The following is a 17,302-nucleotide window of genomic DNA, read 5'->3' on the forward strand; positions in this document are numbered from 1 at the left end:
GGCTACTCCCCGTCCTTCTCGTTCGCCGCGGCCTCGTACAGGCTCGTCCCCAGCTGGGCGGCCAGCCCCTGGCGCTGCTTGTTTAGCTCGCCGATGCGGGCGTTCAGCTTGATCTTGTCGGCGCCGCGCCCCGCGGCCGCCGTCCTCCGGTTCACCGCCGAGGTCACATTGTCCAGAAATCCCATGCGAATCCTTTCCTTTCCCACCGGCCCACCGATGATTCCAGCTTCGATAAGAAACGCGCTGCTCATTGGAAGCCCTTTCCGCCTGTTCGCGTCACGTGCGTGCAGGTTCTTGGATACTTGGATGGGCTTAAATGCAAAAGCCAGGAACCATGTAATTTGCGCAGCTAGCACCGTCGGATCCCGAAGGTGTATATCCGTGTTGGTCGACACGCAGAAAGCAGTACCCGTCGCGTGGCTCCGAGGTACGTAGCCACCAGAAAGCGTACGTGTCTGTGCGCGTCTTAACGAGGCAGGCATTTTCGCTGTTTCCCATGCCCACGCCCATGTCGCAGAAAAGCCCGTATTGCGATCCCGCTGCATCCAGAACGTCCACATAGCCCTCCTCAAAAGGCCATAGCCCTCCCCTGTACGACCTGCGGGGACGGCACCTGCAAGCTCTGATAGCGAAAATAACCAAAGGGCATCGGATGTTGTCGTTACCGCAGATACTGCATCCGTCTCGCCCACGTTGTTGGAGAGCTTATCGACTGGCACGATAACAGCGTCCAGATCCTGGGGCAGCTGGGTTCGCCAGTCGCCGTTGAGATAGGCGCGCATCTGGGAGGCCTCCCAACCGCCGGCATTGGTGTCGGTCGAGTTCATGGGCGCCTCGCCTACACAATCCCCGAAGATGAACGTGATGCCGGCCTTGCCGCCCGCGGTCTTGTCGTCGTGGGCGAACCCGACGATCTGCACGGTGGTCTGGGTGCCGTCGGCCAGCGCCACCGACTTCACCTGGGTGCCGTCCAGCTTGCCCTCGGGCGTGCACAGGTTGTATTTCTTCGCCACCTCGATGGCCGCCGCCTCGTCGCCGGCCGCGCCGATCTCGGCCGAGATCCGGGAAAGCTCGTCCCACGTGTAGGCCTCCACCGCCGACTTCACCGCCGCGCCGGTCGCATCCTGGGAGCCGCCCTGGGCGTCGCCCGCGCTCTCGTTAGCATCGGCGCTCTGGCCGTCGGCCGCGTTCGCGCCCTGCGCCTCGTCCGCGCCCTGGCTCGCGGCGGGAACCTCCACCGCCTCCTTGGGCTGCACGCCTGCGAGCCCGAACCAGTTCGTCGCGAACCCGGCGACGAGCACCAACGCAACCACGACAACGGCCGCGATGGCGCCGATCTTGGCGCCGTTCCTCTTGGGCGTCGGCGCCCCGGCCCCCGCGCTGCCTGAAGCCGCGCCCTGCGCGCCCCCGACCGGGGCCGAACCGCCCGCCTGAGCGCCCACCGGCGCCCCGCACTTCCCGCAGAAGGCCGACCCCTCCGCGATCTCATTCCCGCACTTAGGACAGAACATACGTGCCTACCTTCCTTTCTCGGATATCTGCTTCAGTCCATCAGATCGATAAAGTCGTGGAAAGCCCGCTCATGGCCCCTTCCCGCTCCAAAGCGCAAAAGAACCCAAGAACCCTTGGGCCTCGAAGCTCTCTATTCGGTTGTATCTACTCGGTTGCTGCGGGAACGCGTCCCGCGGGAATGCTACGCTAGCGCGCGAAGGTTCGGGCCGACTTAGCGGTGAGACCCCCCAGGCACGTATATGTGCGCTTCGTTAACAGCATGTCGGCAAGTTTAGCACAGCTTGGCGACGCCATCAGGAATTTTTCGCTAACGGAATGCGCGACAAGCCTATGTCCACAGCAGAGCACCGCCTGCTGCCCCCCATTTCAGACGCATGCCCTCTTGTGGTAACATTGGGGCTACAACAAGGAGGTGCATCATGCCAACTGCAACGAAGGACGCCGAGATAAAGTTCCGCACGAGCGACGAGCTGAAGCGGCAGACCCGGCGCGTCTACGACCGATGGGGTCTCACCTTAAGCGAGGCCTTCAACCTCTTCATGCGCAAGTCCGTCGAGGTGGGCGGCCTCCCCTTCGACCTGCGCCCCGAGCCTTCCCCCGTCCTGACGGGCCGGGAGACGCTGCGCCCGGATCCCGCCACGGGCGTCACCGTCCTTCCGGCCTGGATGGACGCCCCAGAGGACGAGGGGCTCTACGATGACCTCGTGTGATCCCGCGCCGCGCGACATCTGGCTCGCCTACGACGAGTTCGCCGACCACGAAGGCGTGGGCAAGGTGCGACCCGTTGTCATCTTGGACGCTTCGGGAAAGGCGAGCGTCATTACCGCGAAGGTAACGACGTCGGCAAACTACGGACTGTCCGATTTCGTCGAGATCTCCGACTGGGAATCCTGCGGACTCCGTCGGCCCTCCTGGGTGCAAGTCGAGCCCCTTGTGGAGGTGCGTCGCGACAAGCTTTTGAGGGACGAACCGCTCGGGCAACTGTCCCTTTCGACCTACGAGCTTGTTTGTGCTGCGCTGGGTTCGGTCAATCAGCATCCCTTACCAGAACCTGATAAACCTCTACCTGGTGCAATGCGCCGAGGAGAAGAAGGTTCTCGCGTTCGCCTAGGACACGCATAGAGAGCACGCCGGAAAGTTCGCCCGAAGCTCCAGAGCATCCAACGGTTTATTCCTCCCCTGCCAGGCGGTAACTCACAAGACTGGGGCGGCCGGTCCAGGGGTCGGGGGCGATGAGGGCGTCCAGGCCGAAGACCTCGCGTAGGAGGGCCGGGGTCATCACCTCGGCCGGCGTGCCCGCGCCGCGGATGGCGCCGGATTTCAGGGCGATCATCCAGTCGGAGAAGCGGGCGGCCAGGTTCAGCTCGTGGATGACGAGCGCGATGGTCTTGCCCTGGTCGCGGTTGAGCGTCTGCAGAAGCTCCAGCACCTCCAGTTGGTGGGCCATGTCCAGGTAGGTGGTGGGCTCGTCCAGAAGGATGAGGCCCGTGTCCTGGGCGAGCGCCATGGCGATCCAGGCCCGCTGGCGCTGGCCGCCGGAAAGCGCGTCGATGGGGCGCTCGGCCAGGCCGTCCAAGTGCGTGATGGAAAGGGCCCAGTCGATGATGCGCCGATCATCGTCGGTCAGGCGTCCGAAGCCCCTCTGGTGCGGGTAGCGGCCAAGGGCTACCAGCTCGCCCACGGTGAGCCCAGCCGGCGCCTGGGGCGATTGCGGCAGAAGCGCCATCTGGCGGGCGACCTCGGCCGTGGGCATGGTGGCGATGGCCGTCCCGTTTAAGTACACTGCCCCGCCGCGCAGGGGCATGGTGCGCGAGAGCGCCTTTAGAAGCGTGGATTTCCCGCAGCCGTTCGGGCCGATGATGGAGGTGATCTCTCCCGCGGGCACGGCCACGTCCATGGGCTTGATGATGACACGGTCGCCGTAGCCCACCGACACGGCCTCGCCGCGCAGGGCCGCGTCCGAGAAGCGCTCGCAGGTGCGGTCGCAGGTCTCGCAGAGCAAGGGCTCGCCGCCGATTTCGAATGCCCCGGAAGCGCCTTCGCGGGGGGAATCGCGGAAATCCGCTGCGTTCGGCTTCTTCACAAGCGTCACCTTCTCCTAGGATCTCGCCAACAGGTACAGGAAATAGGGCGCGCCGATGACGGCCGCCACGATGCCGACGGGAATCTCGTTGGGGGCGAGCAGCGTGCGCGAGATGATGTCGGCCAGGAGCATGAGCACCGCGCCCACGAGCACGCATGCCGGCACGAGCGTCCGGAAGTTCGGCCCCACGAGGCGCCGCGCCATATGCGGGCACACGAGCCCCACGAAGGTGAGGCCGCCGCCCACGGCGCAGGCGAGCCCCGATGCCCCCACGGCAACGGCGGTGAGGGCAGCGCGGGCCCGGGGCACGTTCACGCCGAGTCCCGTGGCCGCTGCCTCGCCGAGTCCCAGCACGTTCAGTGTGCGCGAGGCGTAGAGGGCGCCGGCCGTGAGCAGTGCCAGCCCCACGGCGAGGATGGCCACATTCTCCCAACTGGCACCCCAGATGCTGCCGGCGATCCAGTTCTGCACGAAGGCGTAGTCGCCGTCGGACATGCGCAGCATGAGCAGCGACGTCGCGCTGGAGAGCCCCGTGGCCAAAGCGACGCCGATGAGCAGCAGCCGGCGCGGGCTGGAGGCGCCGCGCACCACCGACAGCCTCCAGCCGAGGAAGGCCACCGCCGCCGAGCCCGCGAAGGCGAGCAGGGGCAGGGCCACGGCGGAGGGAACAAGCCCCGCGGGCACGAAGACGACGAAGGCGGCCACGAGCAGCCCCGCGCCGGCATTGATGCCGAGCACGCCCGGGTCGGCCATGTCGTTGCGGGAGACGCCCTGCAGAAGGCACCCGGAAAGCGACAGCCCCACGCCCACCAGAAGAGAGGTGAGCACCCGGGGCAGCCGCAGGTCCACCAGCGTGTAGGTGAGGCTCCGGCTCGCCGTGCCGGAGAGGATCTGTCCCAGCTCTTCCAAGGAAATACTGCGGTAGCCGGCGTTGATGTCGCACCACAGGGCCAAAAGCGCCAACACGGCGAGGATCGCCAGCACCGCGCCCGTGCGCAGCCGTTTCTTTCGCTCAGTCAAGGCCGGTCGCCTCCCTCCGCGCGCACCAAATGAAGAACGGCACGCCGACGATGGCGAAGATGGCGCCGATGGGAATCTCGCTCGGCGCCATGAGCGTGCGGGCGAGCACGTCGGCCAGCAGCATGAACAGGGCCCCTCCCACCATGGAGGCGGGGATGACGGCCCGGTAGTCCGATCCCACGAAGCGGCGCACCATGTGCGGCACCATGAGGCCCACGAAGGCCACCGGCCCGGCCAGGGCCACGGCCGCTCCCGCCAGGACGAGCACCACGAGCAAGCACAGCGTGCGGGATTTCCCCACGTTCACGCCGAGCCCCGAGGCGGCCTCCTCGCCCAGCGAGAGCACCGTCACCCGCCGCGCCAGCGCCCAGGAGGCCGCCAGCGCCGCCACGATGAACGGAGCGGTCATGGCCAGTGTGTCGGCGCGGATGCCGGCCACGCCGCCGGCGGTCCAGAAGGTGAGCGAGTAGCCGATATTGAAGAAGATGGCCACGCCCTGGGCGAGCGCCGTGAGGAAGAGCCCCACTGCGCAGCCCGCCAGCACCAGCAGGACGGGATCCATGTTGCGCCGGCGGAAGCTCACGGCCCCGAAGACCACGGCCAGGGCGAAGGCGGCGCCTACAAACGAGCACCCCACCACCCCAGCGAAGCTCATACCCGGCAGTAGCGCCAGGCACAGCGCCAGCGCGAAGGCGGCCCCGGCGTTGATGCCCAGAAGCCCCGAGTCGGCCAGGGGGTTGCGGGTCACGCCCTGCATGACGGCGCCGGCCACGGCGAAGGCCGCCCCCACGAGGATGCAGCCCACCGTACGGGGCCCGCGCAGCTCAAGGATGGCCACGTGCTCCTGATTCGCCATATCCGGCGAGAAGAGCGCCCCCAGCACCTGGTCGGGCGGAATGGGGGTGCTGCCGAAGAACAGGGAGAGCCCCGCGGCCAGCGCGACCGCGACGACTCCCCCGATCAGGAAGATCGATGTCCTGAGGCGCGACACGAAGCGTCCCTGCTAGGCCGCCGCATCCGCATGGGCACGGAAGAAGTCGGTGAAGGCCTCGAGCTGGTTGGTGAGCGTGATGGGGTCGCGGTGCATGAAGGCCACCTGCTCGTAGGGCATGAGGCGACCGGCCTTGACGGCGGGCAGGTTCTTCCATAGCTGCGAGTCGTCCACGTAGGCCGAGTCCGCGCCGTCCAGCACGCCGTAGCAGATGAAGTCGCCGGCGTAGTCGGGCAGCGCCTCCACGGAGATCACCTTGTAGGCCTCGTCGCCCTCTACCATGGGGCCCTGGATGGCCTCGGGCGCCTTCAGCCCCCACATATCGTAAAGAATGGAGCCGCCACGGGCGAAGTGGCTGCCCATGGTGTAGATCTCCTGGGGCCACACCTCCAGAATGGACACGGTGCGGTCGCCCACGATACCTGTGATCTCGTCCTTCACCGTGGCCACCTTGTCGTTGAACTCGGCGATGTACGCCTCGGCGGCATCCTTTTTGCCCACCAAATCGGCGATGTAGCGGAACAGATCCTCGTCGGAGCGCGTGCCATCGGCGATGTAGACCGTCGGCGCGATCTTGGCGTACTTGTCGTAGTCGGCCTCGGTGATGGTGACGATGAGATCCGGCTGCTTCTCGGCGATCATCTCGAGCGAGGTCTCGGCCGAGGTGGTGTTCAGCGCCTCGATGTCGTCGCACAGCCCGGCGAGGAAGGGGTTGTTCAGGGCGTAGGGGCTCGCGACGACGGGCTTCACGTCCACGGCCAGAAACTCGCCGAGGTAGTAGTCGCTGACGATGGTCTGGGGGTTGGTCGGAATCTCCACCGGGCCCTTGTCGGTGTCCACGGTGCGGGTGGCAGCGCTTGCGGCGGCATCGGCGTTAGAAGCGCCGGCATCGGTCGTCGCGGTGCCCTCCCCTTCCGCAGAGGAGCCGGCAGAAGAGGAGCAGCCGCCGAGCACAGGGGTCAAGGCAGCGGTAGCGAGGAAGGCTGCGAAGGTGCGACGGGAAATCGGGGGCATGAGCACATCCTTTCCTAAAGCTGAGCAATCAGTTAGTTTCAGCGAACTTATGGCGCCAAATGTTATCACTGGCTTACTTTTATGCAAGTCCTTCGGGAAACATCCACAACCGGCTAGCCTCATTCTAGGCAGGAGCTCCCCCCACTCCCGCGTCTACCCCTCGCCTGTTGCCCAGCCGACGCTTTCCCGTAAAGCACCCTTGAGGCGGGAAAACGAGAAGGGACCGTCCGAAGACGGCCCCTTCCAGGCAAGACATTGGTTGTCGGCAGGTACCTACTCGACGATCTTGCCGTCCTCCATGGTGGCGTAGCCGCCGACGTAGACGTCGGTGGCGCGGCCCGTAAGCTCGGCTCCGATGAAGCCGGAGTTGTTGGCCTTGGAGTAGAAGTCGCCCACCTCCACGGTCCAGGCGGCCTCCGGGTCGATGACCGTGAGGTCGGCCACGCTGCCGGCCTCGATTTTCACCGGCTCCTGGCGCAGGATCTCGCGCGGGGCGACGGCCATGGCCTGAATCATGCGGCCGTAGTCGATGACGCCGGCGCGCACGAGGTTCGTGAGCACGAGGGAGAGCGAGGTCTCAAGACCGGTCATGCCGAAGGGCGCCAGCTCGAACTCGCGGTCCTTCTCCCAATCGGTGTGGGGCGCGTGATCGGTGACGATGGCGTCGATGGTACCATTCGCGAGGCCCTCGATGAGCGCGGCGGCATCCTCGGCGGTGCGCAGCGGCGGGTTCACCTTCAGCGCGGTCTGGTACTCGGCGGTGATGGCGTCCTCGGTGAGGAACATGTGGTGCGGCGTCACTTCGCAGGTCACCGGCAGGCCCTCGGCCTTGGCGGCGGCCACCAGATCGAGCCCGCGCTTGGTGGTGATGTGCTGGATGTGCAGCGGGCAGCCCGTCAGGCGGCACAGCGCGATGTCGCGAGCGATCTCGAGCTCCTCGCCCTCGGCCGGCCAGCCCACCATGCCCAGGCGCGTGCTCGCCACGCCCTCGTTCACCTGACTGTCGGCCACGAGCGAGTCGTCCTGGCAGTGGGCCATGATGACGGTGTCGAACTGGTTGGCGTAGTCCATGACGCGACGCATCATGCCGGCGTCCTGGATGCCGTGGCCGTCGTCGGTGAACACCGGCGCGCCGTGGGCGTACATGTCGCCCATGTCGGAGAGCACCTCGCCCTTCAGATCCTTGGAGCAGGCGCCGGCCACCACGACGCGGCACTTCCCCACGGCCGCGGCGCGGGCCTTCACATATTCCACGGCCACGGCGTCGTCGACCACCGGGCTCGTGTTCGGCATGGTGCACACCGCGGTGAAGCCGCCGTGGGCCGCCGCACGGGAGCCGGAGGCGATGTCCTCCTTCTGCTCCTGGCCCGGATCGCGGAAGTGCACGTGCATGTCCACGAGGCCGGGGGTGACGATCTTGCCGGACAGGTCGCGCTCGACGCCCTTCTCCATGGTGAGGTCGTGGCCCACCTCCACGATCTTGCCGTCGCGGATGAGGATGTCGGCCACTTCATCAAGGCCGATCTGGGGGTCGATCAGACGGGCGTTCTTAAGCATCAATGCCATCGTTGCTACCTCCTAGGAGCAGGTACAGGGCGGCCATGCGCACGAGGACGCCGGCGTAAACTTGGTCGAGGATGATGGAGCGCTTGGGATGGTCGGCCATGAAGCTGTCCAGCTCCACGCCGCGGTTGATGGGGCCCGGGTGGCACACGCACGCGTCGGGCTTCAAAAGACGGTCGCGCTCCTCGGTGAGGCCGTAGAGCAGGTTGTACTCGCGCAGGTTCGGGTAGGGCGCGCCCTCGAAGCGCTCGCGCTGGATGCGCAACATGTACACCACGTCCAGCTCGGGCAGCGCCTCGTCCAGGTTGCTCGTCACATGGTCGGCGCCCAGGATGTCGGGGCGCGCGGGCAGCAGCGTCGGCGGTGCGATGACCGTCACCTCGCAGCCCATGATCTTGAGCGCCGGAATGAGCGAGCCGCACACGCGGGAGTGCGAGATGTCGCCCACCACGCCCACGTGCAGGTTGTCGAAGGAGCCCTTCTCCTCCCAGATGGAGTACAGATCGAGCAGCGCCTGGGTGGGATGCTGGTGCTTGCCGTCGCCGGCGTCGATGACCGACACGCCGGACACATCCGCGATCTTGCGGGGCACGCCGGCCCAGCGGTCGCGCACCACGATGCAGTCGATCTTGTAGGAGCAGAGCGTCTTCACGGTGTCCACGAGGCTCTCGCCCTTCACCGTGGCCGTGGAGGAACCGCCGAAGTTCAGAGAGTCGGCGGAAAGGCGCTTCTCGGCGATCTCGAAGGAGGAGCGGGTGCGGGTGGAGGGCTCGTTGAACATGTTCACGACGGTGAAGCCCTTCAGCGTCGGTACCTTCTTGATGCGCCGCTCGTTGACCTGCTTGAAGGTCTTGGCCGTCTCCAGGATGGTCATGATGTCATCGGCGGAGTACTCCGTGATGTCGATGAGGTGCTTGTGATCGAAGGCCATGGACCTACTCACCTTCCTTTTTCGTCAGGGCAGCGGCGCCTGCGCGCTTGCCCGGCTCGATGTCCAGAATCTCCACGGCCGAGATGCCGTCGACTTCCTCCAAGAACAGGCGCACGTTCTCGCTGGAGGACGAGGGGACGTTCTTGCCCACGAAGTCGGCGCGGATGGGCAGCTCGCGATGGCCGCGGTCGACGAGGACCGCCAGCTCCACGGCGGCGGGGCGGCCGATGTCCATGAGGGCGTCCAGCGCCGCACGGATAGTGCGGCCCGTGTACAGCACGTCGTCCACGAGCACGATGGTCATGCCGTCGATGCTAAACGGGATGTCGGTGGAATGGACCTCGGGGGACATATGGGTCGCGAAGTCGTCGCGATAGAAGCTGATGTCCAGCTTGCCCAGGGGAACCTTGACCCCCTCGATCTCCTCGATCTTGTGAACGAGCATCTTCGCGAGAAGGTCGCCTCGCGTGACGATGCCCACGAGCGCGAGGTTTTCCGCGCCCTTGTTGGCCTCGAGAATCTGGTGCGCCATGCGCGTCACCGCTCGCTCGATGTCGTCTGCATCCATGCAGACCGACTTGACCATGCTCTCGTCGTTCATACACACTCCCTTCGTAAGGTCAGTGCGTACAGACGAGTCCGCGAAGCCCCGCGTCCGAGTTTTCCGCGAGCTTCGTGCCGCCGCGCGGGCAAAAGAAAAAGCCCGTCTGGCGACTAGGCTTCCTGCGTCGTTGCGCTTGCCGCCCGCTTGACGGGCGCTGCGCTGATTGGGGTTACCTTGTCGGCCTCTCTGTACCGCATTTAAAGGACGGTTGCACCATACACCGCAGAAAGATGACTTGCAAGCCTTGTATTGAATTTTTTCTAAAAAGGCGAAAATGGGATGGCCACAGGTTCGCCCAAGGAAGTCAGCGAGGCTCCGACAGGTGCCTGCAATTCGCTTGAAGCGCGGCCGAGCGGCCTTGGGGCCGTGAGGGAAAGCGCTGAATGCGAAGGGCAGGTGCCTGTCGGAGCCGCAGCGTCGAGAATTCCCGTTGTTGCGTCAGCAACGACGGAATCTAAAAGTTCTCGGCCTTGATCTCGAAGTAGCCCTGCGGGTGCTCGCAGACGGGGCACTTCTCGGGGGGCTCGGTGCCGATCTCGATGTGGCCGCACACGGTGCACACCCACACCTTCACTTCCTTGCGGCGGAACACCTCGTCGTTCTCGATGCGCTCGATGAGCAGCTGGTAGCGGTTCTCGTGGCTCTTCTCGATGGCGGCCAGGCCCTCGAAGAAGTCGGCCAGATCGGCGAAGCCCTCCTCGCGGGCGGTTTTGGCATAGTCGGTGTAGATGCCGACCTCCTCGTCCTCGCTAGCAGCGGCGGCCTTCAGGTTGTCGAGCGTGCCGGGTACCTTCCCGCCGTGCATCTTCTTGTAGTGCAGCTTCGCGTGGTGCAGCTCGTTGTCGGCGGTCTCGTTGAAGATGTCGGAGATCTGCTTGTAGCCGTCCTTGGCGGCCTGCTGGCCGTAGAACGTGTACTCGCAGTAGGCCACGGCCTCCTGGGAGAGCGCGCTCTCCAGGTTCTTCCATGTCTGGGACTTCTCAAGTTCCATGGGTTCCAACTCCTTTCACCACGGCCTCGCTCGCGCGGGCGCCGTATCGTCCTACCTATAGTGAGACTCGGCGCCGCGAGTTGCGGCGGCTAACCTTAAGGAGTTGGGTAATCGTAACTTCGCCATTGCACCCCCGACAAAAAGGGAAGGCCGCCCGAAGGCGGCCTTCCCCATGATGCTCTGCGTGGCGAGAAGCTTAGGCCTTGTTCAGGCTGTCCAGCTCCTTCTCCAGCGCGGTGTTGTCCGCAGCGGAGATCCAGCCCTCGGGGATGGGGGCGTCGTTGTGGCACTGCGAGCACATGTTCACGGAAGCGCGGTGCGCCTTGTGGCAGTCGCTGCACTGGTTCTCACCGTGCTGGGCCACGTGCGGGTTGCGCTCCAGATCGGCGGTGGCCTGGATCAGGTCGTCGCGAGTCATGTTGTGGCAGGACTCGTTCAGGCAGAACTGATCGGGCTCGATGCCGCGGGCGGCCACGAGATCCTCCAGGGACTTCTCGGGCACGACCTGCTGGCCGGTCTGGGTGTTCAGAACCTCGTAGCTGCCGGTGATCCAGCTCATGCCCTCGCCGATCTGCTCGGACAGGGTGGGCACGTGGCAACCGAGGCAGGTGGTGCCGTTCTGGGCGCGATGCACAGCGGCCATCATGCCGGAGGCGTTGGCGACCTCGTTGCCCCACACGTCAGTGGCGGCCTGGCCAGGCTCGGCCTCATAGGTGGGCAGGTAGGCGTCCATCGGGGTGTGGCAGATGGCGTTGCAGAAGCTCGGCTGCTCGTGCCATACCCAGAAGCCGGCGCCGGCCACGACGAGCACAGCGACGACGACGCCCACGACGATGGGCCACTTCTTCTTTTTCTTCTGGGCGGCAGGCTCGGCAGTCTGCCCGTCCACCTTTTTCTCTTCTTCTGTCATGCCTCTTCCTTCCAGTTGGGGATCCTCGAGATGCCCTTATGGCATCTCCTTCCTTCGAAGCGAGCGATCTGCCCTCCCCAGCTGACCTCTGAACCTCGAGGGGCAAGGGCGGCGCCATTCGAAGCGCGACGCCATCGCCCCTTGGGGTTTCGCTTCGATGTGCATGATACCTGAACTTGGCTGCAATTGACAACGCCGATCACCGCGAAATTCTCGCCAATGGTGTTTTTAGCCCATCGAGAAGAAAAGAGAGAGAAATTGGACCAAGGAAATCAGCGAGGCTCCGACAGGTGCCTGGAATTGCCCCGCCTTTCACCCAAGCGTACTTCGGTACGCGCCGAGGTGAAAACAAGGGGCAAGGCCAGGTGCCTGTCGGAGCCGCAGCGTCGGCGTTCCCGTTCGTCCCGTCAGGGCGAACGGAACTACTCCTGAATACCGTCGGTCTGGCGGATGAGCTTGCGCTTGATCTTGCCGCCGATGGTCTTGGGCAGCTCGTCCACGTACTCGATGATGCGCGGGTACTTGTAGGGAGCCGTGGTCTTCTTCACGTGGTCCTGCAGCTCGCGGGTGAGCGCGTCGGTGCCCTCGTAGCCCTTCGCGAGCACGATGGTGGCCTTCACCACTTTGCCGCGGATGGGATCCGGCGCCGCCGTAACAGCGCACTCCACCACGGCCGGATGCTCCACCAGCGCACTTTCCACCTCGAAGGGGCCGATGCGGTAGCCGGAGCACTTGATGACATCGTCGTTGCGACCCACGAAGTAGCAATAGCCGTCGGAATCGCGCCAAGCCATGTCGTGGAGGTTGTAATACTCCCCTCCCACGGCCTCCTCCGTACGCTCCGGGTTGCCGTAGTAGCCCACGAACAACCCCGGCGGGTAGGCCTCTTTCAGGCCCGTCACGCAGATGGCGCCCTCCTCGCCGTCATCGACCTCGCGGCCGTCGTCGTCGAGCAGCTTCACGTTGAGCAGGGGCGACGGCTTGCCCATGGAGCCGGGCCTCGGCTCGATCCACGGGAAGGTGGCCAGAAGCACCGGGCCCTCGGTCTGGCCGAAGCCCTCGCGGATCTTCTTGCCGGTGAGGCGCTCCCATTGAATGGTCACCTCCGCGTTCAGCGGCTCGCCGGCCGTGGCGAAGTTCTCCACGCTGGACAGATCGTAGGCGGCCACATCCTCCTGCAGCATGAAGCGGTACATGGTGGGCGGCGCGCAGAAGGTGGTGAGCTTGTAGTCCTGGATCTTCTGGAGAAGCTTGGTGGGCACGAACTTGTCCATGTCGTAAGCGAAGATGGTGGCGCCGGCGATCCACTGGCCGTAGATCTTGCCCCAGCCGAACTTGGCCCAACCGGAGTCGGTCACCGACATGTGCAGCTTGTTCTCCTGCACCTGCTGCCAGTACTTCGCCGTTATGATGTGGCCGAGCGGATGGGCGAAGTTGTGCTCCACGGCCTTGGGGTTGCCCGTCGTGCCGCTCGTGAAGTACATGAGCATGATGTCTTTGGAGGTGACGCCCGCCTCGCCGGTCGGACGCTCGAAGGTATCGGGGTAGCCGGCGATGAGCTCGTCGAAATCGACCCAGCCCTCGCGGGAGCCGTCCACGATGAACTTCTCGCGCACCGTGGGGCAATCGGGCATGGCCTCTTCCACCTGCGTGCAGACGTACTCGTCGTTCACGGCGACGATGGCCTTCACGTCGGCGCTGTTGGCGCGGTAGACCACATCCTTGCGCGTGAGCTGCAGCGACGCGGGGATGATGGTGGCGCCCAACTTGCAGAGGGCCACGGCGCACACCCAGTACTCCCAGCGGCGGCGCAGGATGCACATGACCACGTCGCCCTTGCCGATGCCGAGCTCCTTAAAGGCGTTGGCGGCCTGGTTGGACAGGCACTTGATGTCGGTGAACGTGAACACACGCTCCTCGCCGGCGTCGTTGGTCCACAGAAGCGCCCGCTTGTCGGGCTCCACGGCGGCCCACTCGTCGACGACGTCGAAACCGAAGTTGAAGGCCTCGGGAACCTCGATGGTGAAGTTCTCGGCGAAGTCCTCGTAGGAATCGAACTCAATTCTCGGGCAGTACTTCTTCAGAACATGATCCATAGTGGTGCTTCTCTCTGCTCTCCTATTTGTTGTCCTCCGCACCGCGCTTCCGGGTACTTCGATTCGCTCAGACAGTCCTCGCTCTGCGAAACAGTCCACTGGACTGTTTCGTTCGCTGCGGAACTCCCTCGGCCGAAGCACCCGAAATCGCGACGCTGCTCTTACGAAAACGTGATAGTGCTATTCCGCGATGATGGTGATGAACTTGCAGGGGACGTCGCCGTTGCAGCGCTGGCCGTGGGGGTAGGTGGGGTTGAAATAGATGCTGTCGCCGGCGTTCAGCTGGATGTCGCGGTCGCCGAAGGTGAGGATGAGCGACCCTTCCAGCACGTAGTTGAACTCCTGGCCATCGTGGCACACCAGCTCGGCCGGCTCGTCACACGGATCCAAGATGACCAGCAGCGGCTGCATGATCTTGCGGGCATAGCGGCTGGCCATGTCCTCGTAGTGGTACCCCGGGAAGCGCTCGACCTCCTCGGTCTCGCCGCGGCGCACCAAATGGTAGGTGTCCAGCTTCGGTGCGGTGCCCGTGAGGATCTCGGTGAGGTCGACGCTGAACTTGCGGGCCATGTGGTAGATGGCTGAGATCGGGATGTCCTCGCCGGTCTCCTCCCATGCGCGGTAGGTGTCGATGTCCACGCCGAGCTCCTCGGCCATGGTGTGGCGCGACACGTCGCAGGCCTCGCGCAGGCCCTGCAGGCGCTCGCCCAAGTCTTTCAGGTTCTCTTCTTCCATGTTTGTCCTTCTGTCCTGTCCGGCGCGAGACGGGGCGGGCATCCCCGTGCTCAAGCAATGGCTCGCTCGGCGGAACAGCCCACTGGGCTGTTCCGTTCGCTGCGCAACCTGCGCGCGGGGACGCCCGCCCCGTCTCGCGTCTGCTGCGCCGTGATTGAATACTAAGCGTTGATGCCGAGTTTGATGGCTTGGCGGTTCTGCTCCAGCTTCTCGGGCTTTTTGCCGGCCACCTTCGCGATGGCGCCGTCGAGCGCCTCCTCGGAACAAAAGCCGGTCTCGGCCCACAGCTTGCCGATGAGCACGATGTTGCCGAGGCCTTTGAGGCCGGCCTCCTCGCACATCTTCGTCGCGGGAATGCCGATGACCGTCACGCCCTCAGGCTCGGTGAGGCTCGGCACCATGGCCGTGTCAACCACCACGATGCCGCCCTCTTCCACGTTGTCGATGAACTTGTCAAAGGAGGGCTGGTTCAGGGCGATGAGTGCGCGCGGGCGCGTGATCAGCGGGCTGCCGATGGGCTCATCGGACAGCGTCACCGAGCAGTTGGCGGTGCCGCCGCGCATCTCGGGGCCGTAGGAGGGCATCCACGACACCTCGCGGTCCTCGATGAGGCCGGCCGTGGCGATGACCTTGCCGGCGAACAGCGATCCTTGGCCGCCGAAGCCGGCGACGACACAGGTAAGATCCTTGCCCATTAGTTGCCTCCTTCTGACACAGCCTCGGGATGGGCGATGGGGCAGGCGGCATTGCGGGCGCTCGCCGCCTCGGCAGCATTGGCGAAGCCGTCGGCGGTCACATCGCGCACCACCCCGAGCGGGTAGTACGGCAGCATGTTCACGCGCATCCACTCGAAAGCGTCCTGCGGCGTCATGCCCCAGTTGGTGGGACAGGTGGAGACCACCTCGATGAACGAGTAGCCCACGCCGTCGATCTGGTTCTGGAAGGCCTTCTTGATGGCCTTTTTGGCCTTGCGCACGTTCTTCGGCGTATCGACGCAGACGCGCTCGATGTAGGCCGGGCCGTCCAGCGCGTTCAGAAGCTCGCTCACGCGGATGGGGTTGCCGGCTGTGGACACGTCGCGCCCGTAGGGGCTCGTCTGGGTCACCTGGTTCGGCAGCGAGGTGGGGGCCATCTGGCCGCCGGTCATGCCGTAGATGGCGTTGTTGATGAAGATGATGGTGATGTTCTCGCCTCGGGTGGCCGCATGGACCGTCTCGGCCATGCCGATGGAGGCCAGATCTCCGTCGCCCTGATAGGCGAAGACCACCTTGTCGGGATGCACGCGCTTCACCGCCGTGGCCACCGCGGGCGCTCGGCCGTGGGCGGCCTCGATCATGTCGCAGCCGAAGAAGTCGTAGGAGATGACCGAACAGCCCACGGGCGCCACGCCGATCGTCTCGCCTTCGATGTCCAGCTCGTCCATGACCTCGCACACCAGACGCTCCACGATGCCGTGGGGGCAGCCGGGGCAGAAGTTCGTGACCACGGGCAACAGGGAGTGGGGTCGCTCGAAGACCACCTTCATTTCCTTCTCAGTCGTCTCGGCCATGCTACTCACCTACCTTCTCGTTCAAAGCGACAATGGCCGCCAGCACCTCGTCGGGGGTCGGGATGACGCCGCCGGTGCGGCCGTAGAACTCCACCGGCACGCGGCCGGCCACCGCCAGACGGACGTCCTCCACCATCTGACCCATGTTCATCTCCACATCGAGGAAGGCCTTGGCCGTGGGAACGACCGCCTCGATGGCGCGGGTCGGGAAGGGCCACAGCGTGATGGGGCGCACAAGCCCCGCCTTGATGCCCTGCTCGCGGGCGGCGTTCACCGCCGAGCGGGCCACGCGGGCGGCACCGCCGAAGGCCACGAGCACGATGTCGGCGTCCTCGGTGAGGTAGGTTTCGGCCTCCTGCTCGGTCTCTTCGATGACGGCGTAGCGCTCGTAGCGCTCGCGAACGAGGTCCTCCAGATCGGACGCGGTCAGATACAGCGAGTTCGCCACGTTGTGGGGGCGTTTGTGGCCGTGGCCGCAGGTGGCCCAGGGCTTCTCCGGCAGATCCTCTAAGGCGAGGGCCTCGGGCAGCACCACGGGTTCCATCATCTGGCCGAGCATGCCGTCGGCCATGATCATGACCGGCACGCGGTACTTGTCGGCCGTGTCGAAGGCCTTGAAGGCGTAGTCGGCCATCTCCTGCACCGTGGAGGGCGCGTACACGACGATGTGGAAGTCGCCGTGGCCGGTGGCCTTGGTGGCCTGCCAGTAGTCGGCCTGGGAGGGCTGGATGGAGCCCAGACCCGGGCCGCCGCGCTGCACGTTGACGATGACGCCGGGCAGATCGGCGCCGGCCATATACGAGATGCCCTCGCTCTTCAGCGAGATTCCCGGGGACGACGAGGAGGTCATCACGCGGGCACCGGCCGCCGACGCGCCGTAGACCATGTTGATGGCCGCCACTTCGGACTCCGCCTGAAGGTAGGTGCCCCCCACCTTCGGCATCATCTTCGCCATATAGGCGGCCACCTCGGTCTGGGGCGTGATGGGGTAACCGAAGAAGAAGCGGCAGCCGGCGCGCATGGCCGCCTCGGCCATGGCCTCGTTGCCCTTCATGAGTACTTTCTCAGCCATTGAACTACCTTTCAACCGTGATGGCCACATCGGGGCACATGGTCGCGCAGGTGGCGCAACCGGTGCACTTGTCCTCGTCGGTGCAATGGGCCGGGTGATAGCCCTTGGCCGTGATGACATCCGGATCGAGCTCGAGGATGCCCACCGGGCAGACGTCGGTGCACAGCCCGCACCCCTTGCAGAAGAAATCGTCGATGGTGACTCGCGCCATGGAAACCTCCCTTGCTTAAC

At 65.2% G+C, this 17,302-nt stretch carries 18 protein-coding genes; 2 read left to right on the plus strand and 16 right to left on the minus strand.

Annotated features, from left to right (window positions below; all coding sequences use genetic code 11):
• Positions 1–2 precede the first annotated feature (2 nt).
• Positions 3–1,511, minus strand: a complete 1,509-nt coding sequence (locus tag GO707_RS01150) for a zinc-ribbon domain-containing protein (protein ID WP_114539027.1) — start codon at positions 1,509–1,511, stop codon at positions 3–5.
• 420 nt (positions 1,512–1,931) lie between these two features.
• On the opposite strand from GO707_RS01150, the gene GO707_RS01155 reads away from it, so the two are divergent.
• Together GO707_RS01155 and GO707_RS01160 are read left to right on the plus strand one after the other, a co-directional pair.
• Positions 1,932–2,222: a type II toxin-antitoxin system RelB/DinJ family antitoxin gene (locus GO707_RS01155; protein WP_114539026.1), complete on the plus strand. Its 291-nt coding sequence runs from the start codon at positions 1,932–1,934 to the stop codon at positions 2,220–2,222.
• Positions 2,209–2,634 carry a type II toxin-antitoxin system PemK/MazF family toxin gene (locus GO707_RS01160; protein ID WP_114539025.1) on the plus strand — a complete coding sequence of 142 codons (426 nt, stop codon included), beginning with the start codon at positions 2,209–2,211 and terminating at the stop codon, positions 2,632–2,634. The genes GO707_RS01155 and GO707_RS01160 overlap by 14 nt, the downstream gene beginning before the upstream one ends.
• A 46-nt stretch (positions 2,635–2,680) precedes the next feature.
• Here GO707_RS01160 and GO707_RS01165 read toward each other — a convergent pair whose 3' ends face one another.
• From GO707_RS01165 to GO707_RS01235, 15 genes are all read right to left on the minus strand, one after another.
• The gene (locus GO707_RS01165; protein WP_227069537.1) at positions 2,681–3,595 is read right to left on the minus strand and encodes an ABC transporter ATP-binding protein; all 915 of its coding nucleotides are present in this window, start codon (positions 3,593–3,595) and stop codon (positions 2,681–2,683) included.
• Between the two features lie 15 nt (positions 3,596–3,610).
• Complete coding sequence (locus tag GO707_RS01170; protein ID WP_114539024.1) at positions 3,611–4,615, minus strand: FecCD family ABC transporter permease; 1,005 nt, start codon at positions 4,613–4,615, stop codon at positions 3,611–3,613.
• A complete protein-coding gene (locus tag GO707_RS01175; RefSeq protein WP_114539023.1) occupies positions 4,608–5,606 on the minus strand; it encodes a FecCD family ABC transporter permease in 999 nt (332 codons plus the stop codon). The genes GO707_RS01170 and GO707_RS01175 overlap by 8 nt, the downstream gene beginning before the upstream one ends.
• 12 nt (positions 5,607–5,618) lie before the next feature.
• On the minus strand, positions 5,619–6,620 hold the full coding sequence (locus GO707_RS01180; RefSeq protein ID WP_114539022.1) for an ABC transporter substrate-binding protein: 1,002 nt from the start codon (positions 6,618–6,620) through the stop codon (positions 5,619–5,621).
• Positions 6,621–6,893: 273 nt separating this feature from the next.
• Positions 6,894–8,186, minus strand: coding sequence for a dihydroorotase (locus GO707_RS01185; RefSeq protein WP_157011656.1), 1,293 nt, complete (start codon positions 8,184–8,186; stop codon positions 6,894–6,896).
• Positions 8,170–9,114, minus strand: coding sequence for an aspartate carbamoyltransferase catalytic subunit (locus GO707_RS01190; RefSeq protein ID WP_114539020.1), 945 nt, complete (start codon positions 9,112–9,114; stop codon positions 8,170–8,172). Before GO707_RS01190 ends, GO707_RS01185 begins: the two co-directional genes overlap by 17 nt.
• 4 nt (positions 9,115–9,118) lie before the next feature.
• Entirely contained in the window at positions 9,119–9,715 is a 597-nt protein-coding gene (gene pyrR, locus GO707_RS01195) for a bifunctional pyr operon transcriptional regulator/uracil phosphoribosyltransferase PyrR (RefSeq protein ID WP_157011658.1), read from the minus strand.
• Between the two features lie 457 nt (positions 9,716–10,172).
• Positions 10,173–10,709, minus strand: a complete 537-nt coding sequence (locus GO707_RS01200) for a rubrerythrin family protein (RefSeq protein WP_157011661.1) — start codon at positions 10,707–10,709, stop codon at positions 10,173–10,175.
• Between the two features lie 196 nt (positions 10,710–10,905).
• Entirely contained in the window at positions 10,906–11,619 is a 714-nt protein-coding gene (cgr1, locus tag GO707_RS01205) for a cytochrome c-type protein Cgr1 (protein ID WP_114539017.1), read from the minus strand.
• Positions 11,620–12,041: 422 nt separating this feature from the next.
• Positions 12,042–13,715 carry an AMP-binding protein gene (locus tag GO707_RS01210; protein WP_157011662.1) on the minus strand — a complete coding sequence of 558 codons (1,674 nt, stop codon included), beginning with the start codon at positions 13,713–13,715 and terminating at the stop codon, positions 12,042–12,044.
• A 180-nt stretch (positions 13,716–13,895) separates the two neighbouring features.
• Positions 13,896–14,450, minus strand: a complete 555-nt coding sequence (locus GO707_RS01215) for a helix-turn-helix domain-containing protein (protein ID WP_157011664.1) — start codon at positions 14,448–14,450, stop codon at positions 13,896–13,898.
• Positions 14,451–14,611: 161 nt separating this feature from the next.
• Positions 14,612–15,145 carry a 2-oxoacid:acceptor oxidoreductase family protein gene (locus tag GO707_RS01220; RefSeq protein WP_114539014.1) on the minus strand — a complete coding sequence of 178 codons (534 nt, stop codon included), beginning with the start codon at positions 15,143–15,145 and terminating at the stop codon, positions 14,612–14,614.
• Positions 15,145–15,999 (minus strand): thiamine pyrophosphate-dependent enzyme, encoded by an 855-nt coding sequence (locus GO707_RS01225; RefSeq protein WP_114539013.1) that lies wholly within the window; start codon positions 15,997–15,999, stop codon positions 15,145–15,147. The genes GO707_RS01220 and GO707_RS01225 overlap by 1 nt, the downstream gene beginning before the upstream one ends.
• A 1-nt stretch (position 16,000) precedes the next feature.
• Positions 16,001–17,071: a 3-methyl-2-oxobutanoate dehydrogenase subunit VorB gene (locus GO707_RS01230; RefSeq protein ID WP_114539012.1), complete on the minus strand. Its 1,071-nt coding sequence runs from the start codon at positions 17,069–17,071 to the stop codon at positions 16,001–16,003.
• Positions 17,072–17,075: 4 nt separating this feature from the next.
• A complete protein-coding gene (locus GO707_RS01235; protein ID WP_022739974.1) occupies positions 17,076–17,282 on the minus strand; it encodes a 4Fe-4S binding protein in 207 nt (68 codons plus the stop codon).
• Positions 17,283–17,302: the final 20 nt, after the last annotated feature.

The sequence above is a fragment of the Adlercreutzia rubneri genome, from assembly GCF_009755265.1.
GTDB classification, from domain to species: domain Bacteria; phylum Actinomycetota; class Coriobacteriia; order Coriobacteriales; family Eggerthellaceae; genus Adlercreutzia; species Adlercreutzia rubneri.

Excerpts from the sequence above, each read along its gene's own strand:
- GO707_RS01150 (WP_114539027.1), bottom strand. The coding sequence starts at position 1,511 with ATGTTCTGTCCTAAGTGCGGGAATGAGATCGCGGAGGGGTCGGCCTTC.
- GO707_RS01155 (WP_114539026.1), top strand. The coding sequence starts at position 1,932 with ATGCCAACTGCAACGAAGGACGCCGAGATAAAGTTCCGCACGAGCGAC.
- GO707_RS01160 (WP_114539025.1), top strand. The coding sequence starts at position 2,209 with ATGACCTCGTGTGATCCCGCGCCGCGCGACATCTGGCTCGCCTACGAC.
- GO707_RS01180 (WP_114539022.1), bottom strand. The coding sequence starts at position 6,620 with ATGCCCCCGATTTCCCGTCGCACCTTCGCAGCCTTCCTCGCTACCGCT.
- GO707_RS01185 (WP_157011656.1), bottom strand. The coding sequence starts at position 8,186 with ATGGCATTGATGCTTAAGAACGCCCGTCTGATCGACCCCCAGATCGGC.
- GO707_RS01190 (WP_114539020.1), bottom strand. The coding sequence starts at position 9,114 with ATGGCCTTCGATCACAAGCACCTCATCGACATCACGGAGTACTCCGCC.
- pyrR (WP_157011658.1), bottom strand. The coding sequence starts at position 9,715 with ATGAACGACGAGAGCATGGTCAAGTCGGTCTGCATGGATGCAGACGAC.
- GO707_RS01200 (WP_157011661.1), bottom strand. The coding sequence starts at position 10,709 with ATGGAACTTGAGAAGTCCCAGACATGGAAGAACCTGGAGAGCGCGCTC.
- cgr1 (WP_114539017.1), bottom strand. The coding sequence starts at position 11,619 with ATGACAGAAGAAGAGAAAAAGGTGGACGGGCAGACTGCCGAGCCTGCC.
- GO707_RS01210 (WP_157011662.1), bottom strand. The coding sequence starts at position 13,715 with ATGGATCATGTTCTGAAGAAGTACTGCCCGAGAATTGAGTTCGATTCC.
- GO707_RS01215 (WP_157011664.1), bottom strand. The coding sequence starts at position 14,450 with ATGGAAGAAGAGAACCTGAAAGACTTGGGCGAGCGCCTGCAGGGCCTG.
- GO707_RS01220 (WP_114539014.1), bottom strand. The coding sequence starts at position 15,145 with ATGGGCAAGGATCTTACCTGTGTCGTCGCCGGCTTCGGCGGCCAAGGA.
- GO707_RS01225 (WP_114539013.1), bottom strand. The coding sequence starts at position 15,999 with ATGGCCGAGACGACTGAGAAGGAAATGAAGGTGGTCTTCGAGCGACCC.
- GO707_RS01230 (WP_114539012.1), bottom strand. The coding sequence starts at position 17,071 with ATGGCTGAGAAAGTACTCATGAAGGGCAACGAGGCCATGGCCGAGGCG.
- GO707_RS01235 (WP_022739974.1), bottom strand. The coding sequence starts at position 17,282 with ATGGCGCGAGTCACCATCGACGATTTCTTCTGCAAGGGGTGCGGGCTG.